15 protein-coding genes and 1 pseudogene are annotated in these 14965 nt (G+C 66.5%); 10 read left to right on the top strand and 6 right to left on the bottom strand.

Features of this window, described 5'->3' with window-relative positions:
- Both GVV86_RS18250 and GVV86_RS18245 read left to right on the top strand, forming a co-directional pair.
- Positions 1–339: pseudogene (locus GVV86_RS18250) on the top strand (SGNH/GDSL hydrolase family protein); the annotation flags it as partial.
- Between the two features lie 221 nt (positions 340–560).
- Positions 561–1397, top strand: coding sequence for an MBL fold metallo-hydrolase (locus GVV86_RS18245; protein ID WP_159803651.1), 837 nt, complete (start codon positions 561–563; stop codon positions 1395–1397).
- A gap of 785 nt (positions 1398–2182) precedes the next feature.
- Here GVV86_RS18245 and GVV86_RS18240 read toward each other — a convergent pair.
- The 4 genes from GVV86_RS18240 to GVV86_RS18225 form a co-directional block, all read right to left on the bottom strand.
- Positions 2183–2497: a hypothetical protein gene (locus GVV86_RS18240; RefSeq protein WP_159803650.1), complete on the bottom strand. Its 315-nt coding sequence runs from the start codon at positions 2495–2497 to the stop codon at positions 2183–2185.
- Positions 2498–2673: 176 nt separating this feature from the next.
- A complete protein-coding gene (locus GVV86_RS18235) occupies positions 2674–3165 on the bottom strand; it encodes a hypothetical protein (RefSeq protein WP_159803649.1) in 492 nt (163 codons plus the stop codon).
- Positions 3166–3180: 15 nt separating this feature from the next.
- Complete coding sequence (gene ykgO, locus GVV86_RS18230) at positions 3181–3303, bottom strand: type B 50S ribosomal protein L36 (protein WP_011693081.1); 123 nt, start codon at positions 3301–3303, stop codon at positions 3181–3183.
- Positions 3300–4406 carry a GTP-binding protein gene (locus tag GVV86_RS18225; protein ID WP_159803648.1) on the bottom strand — a complete coding sequence of 369 codons (1107 nt, stop codon included), beginning with the start codon at positions 4404–4406 and terminating at the stop codon, positions 3300–3302. Before GVV86_RS18225 ends, ykgO begins: the two co-directional genes overlap by 4 nt.
- 97 nt (positions 4407–4503) lie before the next feature.
- On the opposite strand from GVV86_RS18225, the gene GVV86_RS18220 reads away from it, so the two are divergent.
- From GVV86_RS18220 to GVV86_RS18205, 4 genes are all read left to right on the top strand, one after another.
- On the top strand, positions 4504–5886 hold the full coding sequence (locus tag GVV86_RS18220; protein WP_159803647.1) for a hypothetical protein: 1383 nt from the start codon (positions 4504–4506) through the stop codon (positions 5884–5886).
- Positions 5887–6027: 141 nt separating this feature from the next.
- Positions 6028–6972 (top strand): metal ABC transporter substrate-binding protein, encoded by a 945-nt coding sequence (locus tag GVV86_RS18215; RefSeq protein ID WP_159803646.1) that lies wholly within the window; start codon positions 6028–6030, stop codon positions 6970–6972.
- Positions 6965–7762 (top strand): metal ABC transporter ATP-binding protein, encoded by a 798-nt coding sequence (locus GVV86_RS18210; protein WP_159803645.1) that lies wholly within the window; start codon positions 6965–6967, stop codon positions 7760–7762. Before GVV86_RS18215 ends, GVV86_RS18210 begins: the two co-directional genes overlap by 8 nt.
- Positions 7762–8655, top strand: a complete 894-nt coding sequence (locus tag GVV86_RS18205) for a metal ABC transporter permease (protein WP_159803644.1) — start codon at positions 7762–7764, stop codon at positions 8653–8655. The genes GVV86_RS18210 and GVV86_RS18205 overlap by 1 nt, the downstream gene beginning before the upstream one ends.
- Here GVV86_RS18205 and GVV86_RS18200 read toward each other — a convergent pair.
- Positions 8630–8869 (bottom strand): hypothetical protein, encoded by a 240-nt coding sequence (locus GVV86_RS18200; protein ID WP_159803643.1) that lies wholly within the window; start codon positions 8867–8869, stop codon positions 8630–8632. The genes GVV86_RS18205 and GVV86_RS18200 overlap by 26 nt on opposite strands.
- A gap of 325 nt (positions 8870–9194) precedes the next feature.
- Between GVV86_RS18200 and GVV86_RS18195 the strand changes: the two genes are divergently transcribed.
- The 4 genes from GVV86_RS18195 (at position 9195) to GVV86_RS18180 (ending at position 14007) form a co-directional block, all read left to right on the top strand.
- On the top strand, positions 9195–10574 hold the full coding sequence (locus GVV86_RS18195) for a hemolysin family protein (RefSeq protein WP_159803642.1): 1380 nt from the start codon (positions 9195–9197) through the stop codon (positions 10572–10574).
- The gene (locus tag GVV86_RS18190) at positions 10567–11604 is read left to right on the top strand and encodes a hemolysin family protein (RefSeq protein ID WP_159803641.1); all 1038 of its coding nucleotides are present in this window, start codon (positions 10567–10569) and stop codon (positions 11602–11604) included. The genes GVV86_RS18195 and GVV86_RS18190 overlap by 8 nt, the downstream gene beginning before the upstream one ends.
- Positions 11605–11799: 195 nt before the next feature.
- Positions 11800–13137 carry an AI-2E family transporter gene (locus GVV86_RS18185; RefSeq protein WP_246670050.1) on the top strand — a complete coding sequence of 446 codons (1338 nt, stop codon included), beginning with the start codon at positions 11800–11802 and terminating at the stop codon, positions 13135–13137.
- 582 nt (positions 13138–13719) lie between these two features.
- Entirely contained in the window at positions 13720–14007 is a 288-nt protein-coding gene (locus GVV86_RS18180) for an ANTAR domain-containing protein (RefSeq protein ID WP_246670051.1), read from the top strand.
- A 90-nt stretch (positions 14008–14097) separates the two neighbouring features.
- On the opposite strand, the gene GVV86_RS18175 is transcribed toward GVV86_RS18180, so the two are convergent.
- Complete coding sequence (locus tag GVV86_RS18175; protein WP_159803639.1) at positions 14098–14955, bottom strand: helix-turn-helix transcriptional regulator; 858 nt, start codon at positions 14953–14955, stop codon at positions 14098–14100.
- Between the last annotated feature and the right edge of the window lie 10 nt (positions 14956–14965).

The following is a 14965-nucleotide window of genomic DNA, read 5'->3' as shown; positions in this document are numbered from 1 at the left end:
GTTATCGCCGATATGTGGGCACTGCGGCAGCTTTCCGATCCGGGCATGTGGGCCGAGGACCGCCTTCACTTCTCGCCCCTGGGGCACCACACGGTGGCAATGATGGTCCTCGATACGCTCGCCGTGAACCACACCCTGGAACCGATGCAGGCCAAGCCGCTTCCGCCGAGGACCTGGCGCATGGCCCGCACCGAGGATGCTGTCTGGGCCCGCGAGTACTTGGTGCCGTGGGTGCTGCGGCGGCTGCACAACCGCTCCGCGGGCGACGGGATCACTCCCAAGCGCCCGGAGGCGACGACGATTTTCGGCCCCTGCATGCCCCCTGGTGCAGGAATTTAGAACGGCAGGACAGCGGAACTGCATCCACGCGGTGCACCGCGAAAAACGACCACCTGGCTTGAACAGCCCCTGTCCCTAACCACATTTCGTATCATTATCTAGCCCCATCCGCCCTCTATCGCGTCGACGAGGCCGACCCGACGCCAATGTGCGCTACCGACCCGGAAGGGCGCCATGAACACCGTCAAGCCCGTCGCAAGCCTCGCGCGAAAGGAGATCCCATGTTAACGCAGGTCGCGGAGGGGGTGCTGGTCCACCAGAGCGAGCTCCTCCTGAACAACACCGTCGTCGTGCAGGGCCGGGCCGGCATGCTGGTCATCGACGCCGGGATCACCGGCGAGGAGATGGCATGCCTCGCGAACGACCTTCGGGAGTTGGGCCAGCCCGTCGTGGCGGGCTTCTCGACGCATCCCGATTGGGATCACGTGCTTTGGGATGCCGCACTCGGCGACGCGCCCCGGTATGGCACCGCCCGCTGCGCAGCCCTCATGCGAGACCTGCGCTTGAACGGGGACTGGAAGGCCCGCGTCGTCGGAGGGCTGCCGCCGGAGATCGCCGAGGACACGCCACTGGACCTCTTCGGGCTGATCACGGGCCTGCCCGCCGGGACCGCGCAGATCCCATGGGCGGGCCCCGAGGTTCGAATCATCGAGCACCCGGCGCATTCCCCGGGGCATGCGGCGCTGGTGATCGTAGAGCGCGGCGTTGTCGTGGCCGGCGACATGCTCTCCGACGTGTTCGTTCCGATGCTCGATGACTTCACCAGCACGAATGACCCGGTCAAGGAGTACCTGGTTGGACTGCGGATGCTGGAGCGCGTGGCGGACGAGGCGGATGCCGTCATTCCGGGTCACGGCTCCATCGGCAGGGCCGGCCAGGTGCGGGCACGGATCGAACTGGATCGCGCGTACGTGCATGCCTTGCGCGACAGCCGGGAGCCCAGCGACCCGCGCATCGGCCCCGCCGCTAAGCCCGGCTGGGAATGGGTGAGCGACATCCACGCCGGCCAAGCCCAGAGCGTCGCTCGGAGAAGCGAACGCGACGGGCACCCCGGCTAAAGGCCGCTTAGTGTGCTGGGCAGCACCTCGAGCACTTCGCTGAAGAGGATGCTCAACGCAGCCAGCACAACACTGCTGAAAGCACACTTCCTGCGACGGGCTCTGCCGTCAACGGGCGCCTGGTTGCAGCCACGGAGGAGCTGTGCCGCAGGGCGCACCCTGTCCGGAGAGCGGTCTTTAGTGAAGGCTTCGGGTGGGGAGGATCCGGGGGTGTGGACAGTGTCCACACCTGGGGCTTCGGATCGGGTCGTACATCGGTCGGACTGGGCCGGATTCGGCATGTTTCTCGAGGAGCCCAGTATTCGCAAGGGCTGGAGTCCGGTTCGAGTCCCACTTCGGGCACATGTTTCCCCTAGTCAGAGGCCCTTTTGCTCTCTGACTGTGGACAACCGGCCCAATTCTGCGGTCCGGGTGCCGGTTCTGGTGGCTGTCTTGGAGTTTTCCTGGGGCTGGGTGCCGCCTTTCTGTCGCGAAGCCCGGTTTGGGCTCTCTTACTGGTTCATGGGGGAGCGGGGGTGTAGCTACATGACCGTGGTGAGGGTTTTCTGACCTGGTCATCCTCCGTGATGTGTCAACTCGCCCCAGCTAGCTCCGTCTAGTCAGGAGTCCAGCAAACCCGGGCATTCTCAGGTCCATGGACCGTGAGCCCCTTGGCGTTGACGGTACGAACCTCAGATCTGTGATGGGCAGGCAGCGGAATGGTTGCCGCATGATCCGATCCCTCCAACGGACGGTTCCTCGGACGGGGTATCCCGGTGGCAGCGGACAGACAGTAATACTGAATGTCAACGGATGGAGTTGCCATAGTCGGGAAGGTCCTGCCGCGTGACGCAGCTCTGTCCGTCGCGTGCGTAGACCGCGATATCCACCGCCATGCTGCCGCAGGGGCGGACCCGGTAAATGAATGCCTGCAGCGATGCGGTCAGGATGGCGAGCATTTCCGTGCGGTCGACAGTATCGGCGCTGATGTCGATCCGGACCTCCACCCGGCCACCCTTGTCGTCGTGCCAGGCCGTGACATCGTCAACACCTTCGACTTCTTCGAGGAGGCTCTCGTAAGCGGCTGCGCGGGCCTCGTTTACCGTCCCGGTGACCGTCATCGACTCCGTCCCTTTCTTCCGCGGATTTTCGCCGGCTGTGACCGGAGCCTGGGTGGCAGCGGCCCTAATGGACGACTAACGTCACAGTTCTGTTCATGTCCTTAGCCGTTGTGAGGCGCCGCCCGCTGGTGCCGGGGTGGCGCCAGCACCGTGAGTGGCGGTGCTGCTGTCCTTTCCTAGGCGGGCCGGCCCGTGCGGCGTTCATTGTCCTGTGCCGGTGTGAGGCGGATTGGAGGTCCGATGCCGAGCTCGGTGCCGCGCAGCTCCTCGGGCAGCCCCGGTCCCGCGGTGGGTTCCCACCGTTCAACCCAGTGGGCGAGGGATTCGAGGTGACCGGCAGCATCAAGGCCGCCCAACCACAGCGAGGGGCCCGTCCTATCGGCGGGTGAGGTGCGGAGTGCGACAGCGGCCACCGCTCCCCGGGCGCATTGCTGCAGGCATGCGGCGGTGATGAGCACCGCCCCTGAGGAGCTGGCGACGGCGGCGGCGAGACCGCCGTCGCCGGATGCTTTGGTGAGCGCCGCGCACCGGTGGCCCTGGCAAAGAGCCAGGACAACCCCCGCCGGCTCCGCAGGCCCGGCAGGACCGCCGGAACCCGTGGCAGTGCGTCGCTGCGAGGGCTGATGCCCGCTGTCAGGGCCGGGATGCTCCTTCGGGGCCGCTGTCATGGTGGGTCACCGGTCCTAGCCCTGCCGGGCCTTCATCCGGGGGTTCTTCTTGTTGATGACGAACGTCCTGCCACGCCGCCGGACGATCTGCGCTCCGGGGATTTTCTTGAGGGCGCGGAGGGAATTACGTACTTTCATGGTGCTCCTTCAGTGTTGTCGTACATAGTGCCGCGGGTTGATCTGCTTAAAGGGGACGCCGGTGCTGAGTGCAGTTCCTCGTCGGTCAAAGCACAGGCGTCCAGCAGGTTCACGATGTCCTCCTCGTCCAGGTCATCCCCGGTGAGAGCCAGATGCGTGCCCCGGCACCATTCACCGTGGCGTGTGCCGGCGCTCCAGGGTCCGCCGTTGCCCAGGGAGACGCGCGGGCCCACTCCGTGAACCGCGATGCGGGCATCAACGCCCGCGAGCCAGACATTCCCGCGGACGAAGCAGCAACCTTCGGAGATGGCGCCCAAGGCGGTGCGAAACCGGTCAGGATGCAGAGGCCGGGTGACGCGGTGTTCCAGGGTGCGGAATGACTCCGAGGATGCCGCCGGTGTCAGGACGGTTCCGGGCAGGCTGCGCGCCCGGGCGGCTGGACCGTCGTGCACGCCCAGCGTTTTGAGGGTGCCGCCCCCCGGGCCGGAGGCATCAGCGGCATCCGCGAGATGTGCCACGGTTGCGTGCGGGGCGAGTTCGCCGATGAGCTGCAGGCCCCGGTCGCGCAGCGCCGGGTCATCGGGCAGGAGCTCACTGGTGGTGGGAAGGACAGTGTCGGCGAAGAGGAACTCCCCGATGAGGAACTCACCCGGAGTCCGGGAGTCCTCCGGTACCGCGGTGTAGCCGGAGCCGAACAGCGTGTGATGGTCCCACAGCTGGTCCTCCACATCCTCGGGCCGCACGGCCAGGGCCGCAGTGTCCACCGTGAACGCCTGCGGCGCGGCAGTGTGAAGTCCATCGATCGCGTTCTCGGCCGTGGTACCCGGGGGCAGTCCCACGATCGCCCGCGGGGTGCCTTCGGCGGCAAGGCGCAGAAGGGTCGGCGTCAGATCGAAGCGCACCGTGCAGCTCAGGCACCCGTGTTCCAGAACCATTGACTCCCGCTCGATCAGCCGGTCCCCGGCGTGCACGCGGCGGACCACCACACCGCCATCGAGCAGGTCGTGCAGGACCACCGGAGTGCCGGGGGATTCTTCTGCCAGGGCGAACGCCGCACTGTTGCGGCTGAGCCCGTCGAGGGAGGTGACGAGGATGAGATGCATACCCGCACTATATGAGAATGATTCTCAAAAGAGAAGCCGGATCAACCGACGCTGTCGCGCTTTGCTAATGAGAACCGTTTACATTTAGCATGCTGATATGTCGATCTCCCCCCGCACTCTTTCCCTGTCCACCGCCATGGCCGCCACCCTGGCCCTGAGCTCCTGCGCCACCCCCGGATCGTCAGCACCTGACGCAGGCGCCCACACAAATTCCCCCTCATCCACCGCCGAAAATACGGGCGGGACCGCTGACCGTCAGGAGGTCGACGCGCCGGCCCCGCGCGCGGTGCTGACCTACGACGGGGGGCTGATGACGGTCGACACCGAGACCGGTGAGGTGGTGGGGGACATCGAAACCGAAGGATTCCTGCGGCTGAACAATGCCGGCGACGGGCGGCACGTCTTGATCAGCGACGGAGACGAGTTCCGCGTGTTCGACAGCGGCCTGATCGCGGAGGGGCATGGGGATCACGACCACTACTACGAGACGCTGCCCGCCCTGACCGGTGCCAGCATCGAGGCCCCCGAAGCCGCGCACGTCGTCGCGTATGAGGGCAAGACCGCGCTCTTCGCGGACGGGACCGGAGGGATCACCGTGATGGATTCCACCGCCTTCAGCGACGGCAAGGTGACCCAGGACGAGATTGAGGAACATGCCACTGACGCTGCCCACCACGGCGTCGCCGTTCCGCTCAGCAGCGGGGACCTGCTGCTGACCCAGGGCACCGCGGAGTCACGGAACACGGTTGAGGTGGTCTCTCCCGAAGGCGACGTCGTGGCCGAAACCACCGACTGCCCGGGCGTCCACGGCGAAGCCACCGCCCAGGCCACCAATCACGGGGACGTCGTCACCCTGGGCTGTGAAAACGGTCCGGTGATCTACCGCGACGGCGCATTCCACAAAGTGCCCGTGGAAGAGCAGTACCAGCGTTCGGGCAACCTGTTCGGCAACCACGGCTCACCGATCGTGCTCGCCGACTACAAGACCGATCCCGACGCCGACCAGGAACGGCCCACCCGGATCGGGCTGATCGACACCCGCGCCGCGTCAATGACGACCGTGGACCTAGGCTCGCCCTACTGGTTCCGTTCCCTCGCCCGCGGAGCCGACGGTGAGGCGCTGGTTCTGACCTACGACGGCGAACTGAACATCCTCGACGAGGAAACCGGCAAGATTCTTCACGAGGTTCCGGTCACCGCGCCCTGGGAGGAACCGGAGGAGTGGCAATCAGCTGCACCGGCCGTGAAGGTCGGCACCGACGGATTCGCCTACGTGACCGAACCCGCCACCAAGAAACTGCACGTCATCGACATCGCCGCCGGCACCCTCCTGGACAGCTTCGACCTGCCCGAAACACCAGTTGAACTCGCGGTCCTCACGGGGGAGGCGGAAGCACCGGACCACGAACACGAAAACGACCACGGCCAGGATCACGCCGACGGCGAGGACCACGCCAAGAGTGAGGAAGAGGGCCACTAGATCAGCCCGGCCGCGGCAGTTCCAGCATGGGACCGCCGCGGCTTCACGCCACCTGTGCTCTCCCGGGCAACATCCAATGCGCCGCGTTTGGGGTACCGCATCCACAGGCGCCGATTCGAACACCACCCACCGAGGACATTCATGATCTCCCTTCCGCGCCGCGCGCTCGTTCTGCCGGTGCTGGCCGCCCTGGCCCTTTCCGCATGTGCCCCGCCGGAGCCGGCCGGTACAAACGGCGACACGGCCTCGCTCACTGTGCTCACATCGTTTTACCCGCTGCACTACATCGCGGAGCAGGTGGGGGGAGAGGAGGCCGAGGTCAGCTCCGTAACCCCGCCGGGCGCAGACCCACACAATCTCGAACTGTCCCCGGCGAAGGTCGCCGAACTGGCCGATGCGTCCGTGGTGGTTTACGCCTCCGGGTTCCAGGCCGCCGTCGATGAAGCGGTCGAACAAACCTCGCCGAAACAGACCATCGATGTGGCCGACGCGGCCGACCTTTCACCCGCCGCCGGGCGCGGCGGGAACTCCGCCGCTAAGGACGGGACCGGGGGATCCCGGGATGCCGGCGGAGCCGACCCCCATTTTTGGCTCGACCCTCAGCGTCTTGCCGCAGTGGCCGGTGTGGCCGCACGGAGATTCAGCGAGATCGATCCGCAGAACGCAGACGTATACAAGGCCAATGCCCAGGAGTTGGGCCAGGAACTGGCTTCTCTTGATGTGCAGTTCACCACCGGCCTGGCCGACTGCGAGAGACGGACGATCGTCGTCGCCCATGAAGCCTACGGTTACCTTGCCGACCGGTACGATCTCGAGCAGATCGGCATCTCCGGAATCGACCCCGAATCCGAACCGGCGCCGGCGCGTATAGCCAAGATCCGCCGGGTCATTGAGGGCCAGGACGTCACGACGGTTTTCACCGAGTCGCTCGTCAACCCCAAGGTGGCCGAGGTTCTGGCAGCGGACCTCGGAATTGAAACGGCCCTGCTTGACCCTCTTGAGTCGCTGGCGGACCCCGGTGAAGATTACCTCTCCATCATGCGTGAGAATCTGGCCGCACTCCGCGGGGCACTGAACTGTGGGTGAGTCCACCGACAGCCGCGCAGCGGTCCTCGTCGACGGTCTTCGCGTGCACCTGGGCGCAAGCCGGGTCCTGGACGGGATCAGCCTGCGGGTTGCAGAGGGCGAGACGCTCGCCCTGCTGGGCGCGAACGGTTCGGGGAAGACCACCCTGGTGAAGGCCTTGATGGGACTGGTCCCCGTCACTGCAGGACGGGTGGAGCTCTACGGTTCGGACATCGGAAACCGGCGCTCCGTTCCGTGGTCGCGCATCGGCTACGTGCCCCAACGGGTGAACTCCAACCCGGCGATGGCCGTGACCGCCGAAGAGGTTGTGGCCTCGGGACTACTCACCGACCGGAACCTTCGTCCGGGACGCCGCGGGCACGGGCGTGTGATGGTAGCCCTCGACCAGGTCGGGCTGAGCGGACGCGCCCGAGAAAGCGTGCACATCTTTTCCGGCGGTCAACAGCAGCGGGTGCTCATCGCGCGCGCCCTGGTCCGCCAGCCTGACCTGCTCGTGATTGATGAGCCGATGTCCGGAATCGACAGGAAGTCCCAGGAGGCCCTGGCGGCCACCCTGGGAGGACTGCAGAGGGAGGGCACCAGCATCGTGGTGGTCCTTCACGACCTCGGTGTGCTGGCCCCGATCATTGAGCGTGCCGTGGTGCTTGAAAACGGCTGCGTGGTGCACGACGGCGCACCGCCAACCTCCGGACCCCCGAGCCCGGACCAGGACCACTTCCACGGGCAGGTGCGCGGGGAGCCGCCGCGGCGCACCGCACCTGCGATCGCTGACGGATGGCGGGGGCAGTAATGGATTTCTTCGACACCTTGAGGACCATGCTCTCCAGTTCACTGATGCAGCGCGCCTTGATCATTGCGGTGCTGGTGGGCGTGACCGCGCCGGTGATCGGAACGTACCTCGTGCAGCGACGTCTGGCATTGCTTGGCGACGGTATCGGCCATGTCGCCCTGACGGGGGTTGCGATGGGTTGGCTGGCCGGCGCGGCGGCCGGCAGCTCTTCGGCCGATGCTCTGGCGGTGCCCGGCGCCGTCATCGCCTCCGTCGCCGGGGCGCTTCTGATCGAATTCGTCCGTGAGCGGGGCCGGACCAGCGCCGATGTGGCGCTGGCGCTGTTGTTCTACGGCGGCATCGCCGGCGGCGTCCTGCTCATCGGTCTCGCCGGCGGCACAGCAGCTAACCTGACAGCTTACTTGTTCGGATCGATTTCCACCGTGGACTCACTCGATGTCTGGCTCACCGCAGGCCTGACTGCGCTGATTTTCGGTGTCGGTCTCGGGCTGCGCCCGGCGTTGTTTTCCCTCTGCTATGACGAGGAATTCGCGCGCGCGAGTGGCCTGCCCGCCCAGGCACTGAATATCCTGGTCGCGGTCACCACCGCGCTGACCGTGGCGGTTTCCATGCGGGTGGTCGGGGTTCTGCTGGTGTCAGCGCTGATGATCGTTCCCGTCGCCGTCGCCCAGCTGACCGCCGCATCCTTCCGCACCACCATGGGGCTGGCGATGGTACTGGGAGGCACCGTGTGCGTGATCGGGCTGTCCATCACCTACTATCACCCGCTGTCCCCTGGAGCGACGATCACCGTGCTCGCCATTGGCCTTTACGCAGCACTGGCGCTGATCCGCCCCCTGATCCTCCGCAGGAGTCCGGCAGGTTCCTCTACAAGGACCATGGATGAGCGGTAGCGGTAAACGGTAGCGTCCGGCGACCCGTGCCACCCGGCAGCGGTCGGCTCCGCTTGAGCTGCTTGAATGAAGCGCCCGCTACTACAGCGCCCGGGAACTGCATGCGATTCTGCGCGGCCGCTTCCTTGCCCCGACCGCCGAGCTTTTGTGCGGCGTTGCCGCTTTCGTCGTCCGGTCCCATGATGTTCTCCTGACGGTTGACTTCAGTGGTCATGCGATCGGTCTGGAGCCGATAGCCCCGTTCAAGCACGCCTCCCGCCGGTCGGAGGCCTTCAGGGATGCGCGCACGGTGGTGAATGACAGGACATTCACCTGGCCACCGTGGGTGGAAATCAGGGAATACCGGAGGTTCCGGTGAGCCGGGGTCCGGCCGTGGATTGAGCTGATGGCGTAGGCCTGTCGACATCACCGACCCGGAGTCCCGGACGAGGACTTGATAAGATGGTCTGCATTATGGACGACCCCCCGACGCATAGACCCATGCCCCCCGCCCATGTTTGCGCCGCTTCGCCGGCCGATCGAGGATGGGGGGCCGCACCTTGTATGAGTTGATCATGATCAGCGTCGGCCTGATCCTCACCGTCGGCACCGGCATGTTCGTAGCCTCCGAGTTCGCGCTCGTGAACCTGGACCGGGGCGATCTCGAAGCCCGGGACGCACGCGGCGAAAAGGGCTTGAAACCGACGATCAAAGCCCTGAAGATCACCTCGACGCATTTGTCGAGTGCGCAGCTGGGCATCACCCTGACCACCCTGCTCACCGGGTACACCTTCGAGCCCGCGATCAGCTCCCTGCTCCGCGGACCACTTCTGGGCGCCGGCGTCCCGGAATCCATCGTGCCGGGGATCGGCGCCGTGGTCGGCATTTTCATCGCCACCGTGTTTTCCATGGTGATCGGTGAGCTGGTGCCCAAGAACTTCGCCCTGGCCCTGCCGCGGCAGACCGCGAAGTTCGTCGTGCCGTTCCAGGCCCTGTTCACAATGGTCCTGAAACCGGTGATTCTCCTGTTCAACAACACCGCGAACAGGATCATCCGCTCCTTCGGCATCGAGCCCAAGGAAGAACTTTCCGGGGCCCGCAGCGCCGAGGAACTCAGCTCCCTGGTCCGCCGCTCCGCCATGGAAGGATCCTTGGATCAGGACCACGCGGAGCTTTTGCACCGCACCCTGCTGTTCTCGGACCACACGGCGGATGACGTGATGACCCCGCGTGTCCGGATGACTTCCGTGAAGAGCACCGACACCGCAGCCGAGGTCGTCTCTACCGCGGTCGCCACCGGGTACTCCCGCTTCCCCGTCATCGGGCAGGACAACGACGACATCCTCGGCGTCATCCACCTCAAGCAGGCCTTCGCCGTGCCTCTGGATACACGCACCAGCTTCACGGCCGAGAAGCTGATGGTCGAAGTCCTGCGCGTGCCCGAGTCGATGAGCGTGGACACCCTTCTGGGCCTGCTGCGTCAGGAGGGCCTGCAGGTCGCGATTGTCACCGACGAACACGGCGGCACTGCCGGCATCGTCACCCTCGAGGACCTCATCGAGGAAATCGTGGGTGAACTCGAGGACGAACACGACCGCACCCGCGTCGGCGTCGTCCGCACCGGGAAATCCATCACCTTCGACGCGTCCCTGCGCCCGGACGAGCTGAAGGAACGCACCGGCATTGACGTGCCCGAAGGCGAGGATTACGACACGATCGCTGGGTTCATGACCGATGAGCTCGACCGGATCCCCGAACTCGGCGACGAGGTGCCGCTTGATGACGGGGTGCTGCGAGTGGAGCGGGTCCTGGGCTCCCACGTGGAGCGCATCCGTTTCACACCCCTGGATCCTGCCGACTACCTCGAGAAGCAAGAGGACGCGCAGAGCCGGCACGACCGCACGATCGATGAGCTGACGAAGGACCTGAACCATGAGTGAGTACCTGCCCGGCATCATCTGGCTCGTGGTGCTCCTGGCCGTCAACGCGTTCTTCGTCGGCGCCGAGTTCGCCGTCATCTCGGCGCGCCGCTCCCAGATCGAACCGCGGGCAGATGAGGGCAGCAAGGCCGCGAAGACCACCCTGTGGGCGATGGAACACGCCACCCTCATGCTGGCCACCAGCCAGCTCGGCATCACCGTCTGCTCCCTGGTCATCCTCAATGTCTCCGAACCGGCGATCCATCACCTGCTCGAATACCCGCTGGCGCTGACCCCTATTCCGCCCGAGGCCATCGGGGTGATCGCGTTCATCATCGCCCTGCTGCTGGTGACCTTCCTGCACGTGGTGCTCGGCGAGATGGTCCCGAAGAACATCTCCTTTTCCGTACCCACCCGGGCGGCCCTGCTCCTGGCGCCGCCGCTGGTGTTCGTCTCCAAGGTGGTTCGCCCGGTCATCTGGGCGTTGAACGGGATCGCCAACGGCATCCTGCGCCTGTTCAAGGTCGAGCCGAAGGACGAGGCGACGAGCGCCTATACCCTCGACGAGGTCGCCACCATCGTGGAGCAGTCTACCCGGGAAGGCGTCCTCGCCGACGGCAGCGGCACCCTGACCAACGCGTTCGAGTTCACGTCGAAGACCGTCGCCGACGTCGAGGTCCCCATCACGGACATCGTGCATCTTCCTGTGACGGCCAGCCCTGCGGACATCCAGCGCACCGTCGGGGAGCACGGCTACTCCCGGTACATCCTCACCCGCGACGCAGAACCCTCCGGGTACCTGCACCTTAAAGACGTCACGGACCTCTCCACGCCGGATTCGTTCAACGCGCCGGTGCCGTCCAAAAGAGTCCGCCGGCTGGCCTCCGCCTACCGGGACAGCGACCTTGAAGACGCCCTGGCGACGATGCGCCGCACCGGCGCGCACATCGCCCGGGTCTTCGACGCCGACGGAAACACCACCGGCATGCTGTTCCTCGAAGACATCCTCGAAGAGCTCGTCGGCGAGGTCCAGGACGCCACCAGCAACTGATACCACAGCGGGGGGGGGGGGGGCGGCGGTGGAGGAAGCAGTTCCAAGTTCAGGCCCGGCCGCCCCTCTCTCACCTGCCCTTGGTCACCGCGGAGCCTTGGCCACGATGAGGAACCGCCAGATCAGGCTGCACCACCGGCCCCGGCGACGCTGCGGGTGTCACCGTGGCCACCGCACCCACCGAAAGGCTAGGCCGTGAATTTGTCAGCAGAACAAACCACCTCTCACCGACCACCGACCAACTCCCTCCGACCGGCGGCGCCGGGCCCATGGGCAGGACCGCTGGGGCTGGCAGCCCACACAGCCGCCCAGGTACTGCTTCTCCTGACTCTGTTCACGGTCGCGGTCTACGCCCTGATCCAGGTGCGCCTGGTGGTGATCCCGCTGCTGCTGGCACTGATCCTGGCCTGCGCGATCGGACCGTTCGTCTCCTGGCTCCGGCGGAAGGGATGGTCCAGCCCGCTGGCCACCGGTTTCTCCTTCCTTGCCCTGCTCGTGCTCATCGGCGGGTTCATCACCGGGGTCGTGTTCGCCGTCCTGGGCCAGACCGACACCCTCGTCGCCAGCGCGGTAGAGGGCGTGGATCAGCTCATCGACTTCATCCAGGACGGGCCCCTGCCCGTGGATGACGGACAGCTCCAGGCGGCCCGCGACGCGGCCGCGGACTTCGCGACCAGCAGCGCGGCCGGCACCACAGCCCTGGCCGGTCTCAGCGCCGCGACGAACTTCCTCACCGGGTTGCTGCTGCTGGCCGTCATCCTGTTCTTCTTCCTCAAGGACGGGGAGAAAATCTGGGCTTTCACCCTCCGGGCGTTCAAGGGGACCCGTCTGGTCAAGGCCCGCCGGGTCGGGGACCAGACCGTCGCCGTGCTGGGCGGGTACGTGCGGGGAACCGCGATCGTCGCCGCCGTGGATGCCTTCTTCATCGGGCTCGCGCTTGTCCTGCTCGGGGTTCCCCTCGCCCTGCCCCTGGCCGGGATCGTGTTCATCGGCGCGTTCATTCCGCTGGTCGGCGCGACCCTGGCCGGCGCCCTGGCCGTTCTGATCGCCCTGGTCACCAACGGGCCGGTCACGGCCCTGATCGTCCTAGGCGTGGTCATCCTCGTGAACCAGCTCGAGGGAAACTTCCTGCAGCCGGTCGTGATGGGCCACACCCTCAGCGTGCACCCACTGGTCATCCTGGTCGCGCTCACCGCCGGGACCATCCTGGCCGGGATCATCGGCGCCGTCCTCTCGGTCCCCCTCACCGCGGTGGCATGGGCGGGGATCAAGGCATGGAACACCGAACGGGACCAGGACATCACCGATGACGAGATCGATCAGGCCGAAGCGCATACGCTGATGGATGAACAAGGTCACGGCCCCAGCAACCTCCCCGACAAGGACCAGGGCAGCCGGCAGGGAGCACGGAACGAGGTCGCACATGATTCCCCGGCGCTGGCGGCACGGCCAACTGTCACCTCACGGCAGGACTCCCTGAACTCGGACACCTCCGACGGTGATGCCGACATCCGCGGCGACGACGCGCGGTAGCGAAGCTGCGACCAGTCCGATGCGGTTGCGGTACTGGTCATTGGCAAGCTGCTTTGCGTCCAGCACGGCCCCGGCATGCACGGGGGCTCGGCCGGCGTTTCCACACCGGTTTCCGCCGGGGGGACGGTCAGGGACAGCCGAACCCTATGATCATCCCCCCGCGGCTGCGCATGACCGCCCTGGTCGTGCACCTCGCCTACTCCGTCGGCTGGCTAGGCGCGGTCGCAGGGTTCCTGGTTTTGGCCATCACTGCACGGGCCACCGCGGATGAGTGGGTGATGCGGCCGGCGCATTCCTCCATGAAGGTCATCGCGAGTGCGGCCCTTATCTCCCTAAGCATCGCCTCCTTGCTGAGCGGGTTAGTCTCGTCCCTCGGCACGCCTTGGGGTTGGGCCCACGATCTCGTCCGGAAATCCTTTACCCCGGTGGGGCCGACCCGGATCGTGGCCGTGCACGTCGTGTCCGCAGCGGGGTCCGCACCCGGGTCCGGCGTCGCCGCCCTGTCCGTGCCGTTGCAGGTCACGGCGGCCGGCACGGCCGTCGTGCCTGTCCTCAAGGGGAAGGTGGCCGACGTAAGTGGGAATGCATTCATGGCCCCGAGAAGAACCCGGTCGGCTTCGCCGTTACATCCGCCGCGCCGACAGCAGACACCGTCGACGCTGCCGCATCACCACCAAAGGATCGACCCATGGGATCAGCGCCGCGGAGGCCTTTAATGCGCTGAGCACCCACAGCCAGAACAATAACCGCCGGGTCACCGACCTCGCCCAGGACCTCGTCGACGCCGTCACCGGCCAGGGAAACAAACGGTCCGCCGCGGGCCCCAACGATCAGGTGGAGTCCCTGCTGCGTCCCCGCACGGATCCCTAACGCGATCCCGTACCAGCACCGACAGCAGTATCCCGAGCAGGACCAGGCACAGAATCGGCCGTGTGGGGCGGCGGAGGGATTTGCCGCGGTTCACAGCTGGGTTAGCCCGCGGGCGTTGAACTGCTGGTGCCCGAGCACCGCAAGCAGCTTCAGCTTCTCGAAAGCCTCTGTCTGTGGCGGTGCTGTGAGGACCAGGAGGGCCTGGCCCTGGTCCTCGGTGAACAGTGCCTGGCAGTCAAGTTCGATCTGCCCGAGTTCGGGGTGGAGCAGCGTCTTGTGGTCCTCGAACCGGGACGCCACCTCATGCAGCTCCCACAGCTCGGCAAACTCTCCGCTCGTCCGGAGCAGCTCGCGTACCAGCCTGCCTGCCCGGGACTGCGGGCCAGTCCCGCCGTACGCGGCCCGGAGTCCAGCCACCTGGGCCTTGCCCTGCCGGGCCCGGTCTTCGACGGGGTACATCGAGCGTTCGGCCGGGTCGGTGAACCACCGGTACACGCCGCTGCGAGCCAGCCCGGTGTGCCGCGAGTGGTCACCGAAAAGCGCCATGGCCAGGCTGTTCTGAACGAGCGTCTCCCCGAGACTGGAAAGGATCACCGCCGGGGTGTCCGACAGCCGGTCGAGAACCCGCATCAGCGCGGGCGCCACATGGGTGTCCCGCGGGGTGCGCCGGGGTGCGCTGTGACCGGCGAGGCGGAATAGATAGTCCCGCTCGAAAGCGGTCAACCGCAGCGCCCGGGCCAGCGCTGCGAGCATCTGTTCGGACGGTTGGGGACCCCGGGCCTGTTCCAACCGGATGTAGTAGTCGGTAGACATCCCTGTCAGCCCGGCGACCTCCTCGCGGCGCAGCCCGGAGGTGCGCCGCCGCGGCCCCGTCGGGAGACCAACGTCCTCCGGGCGCAGCCCGTCACGGCGGGAGCGGAGAAAAGCAGCGAGGGCATGGCGGTCCATGCTTCAATCA

The sequence above is a fragment of the Arthrobacter zhaoguopingii genome, assembly GCF_009828595.1.
Classification (GTDB): Bacteria; Actinomycetota; Actinomycetes; order Actinomycetales; family Micrococcaceae; genus Arthrobacter_D; species Arthrobacter_D zhaoguopingii.
Note: the sequence above shows the minus strand (reverse complement) of the source record. Positions and strands in the feature narration are given on the sequence as shown.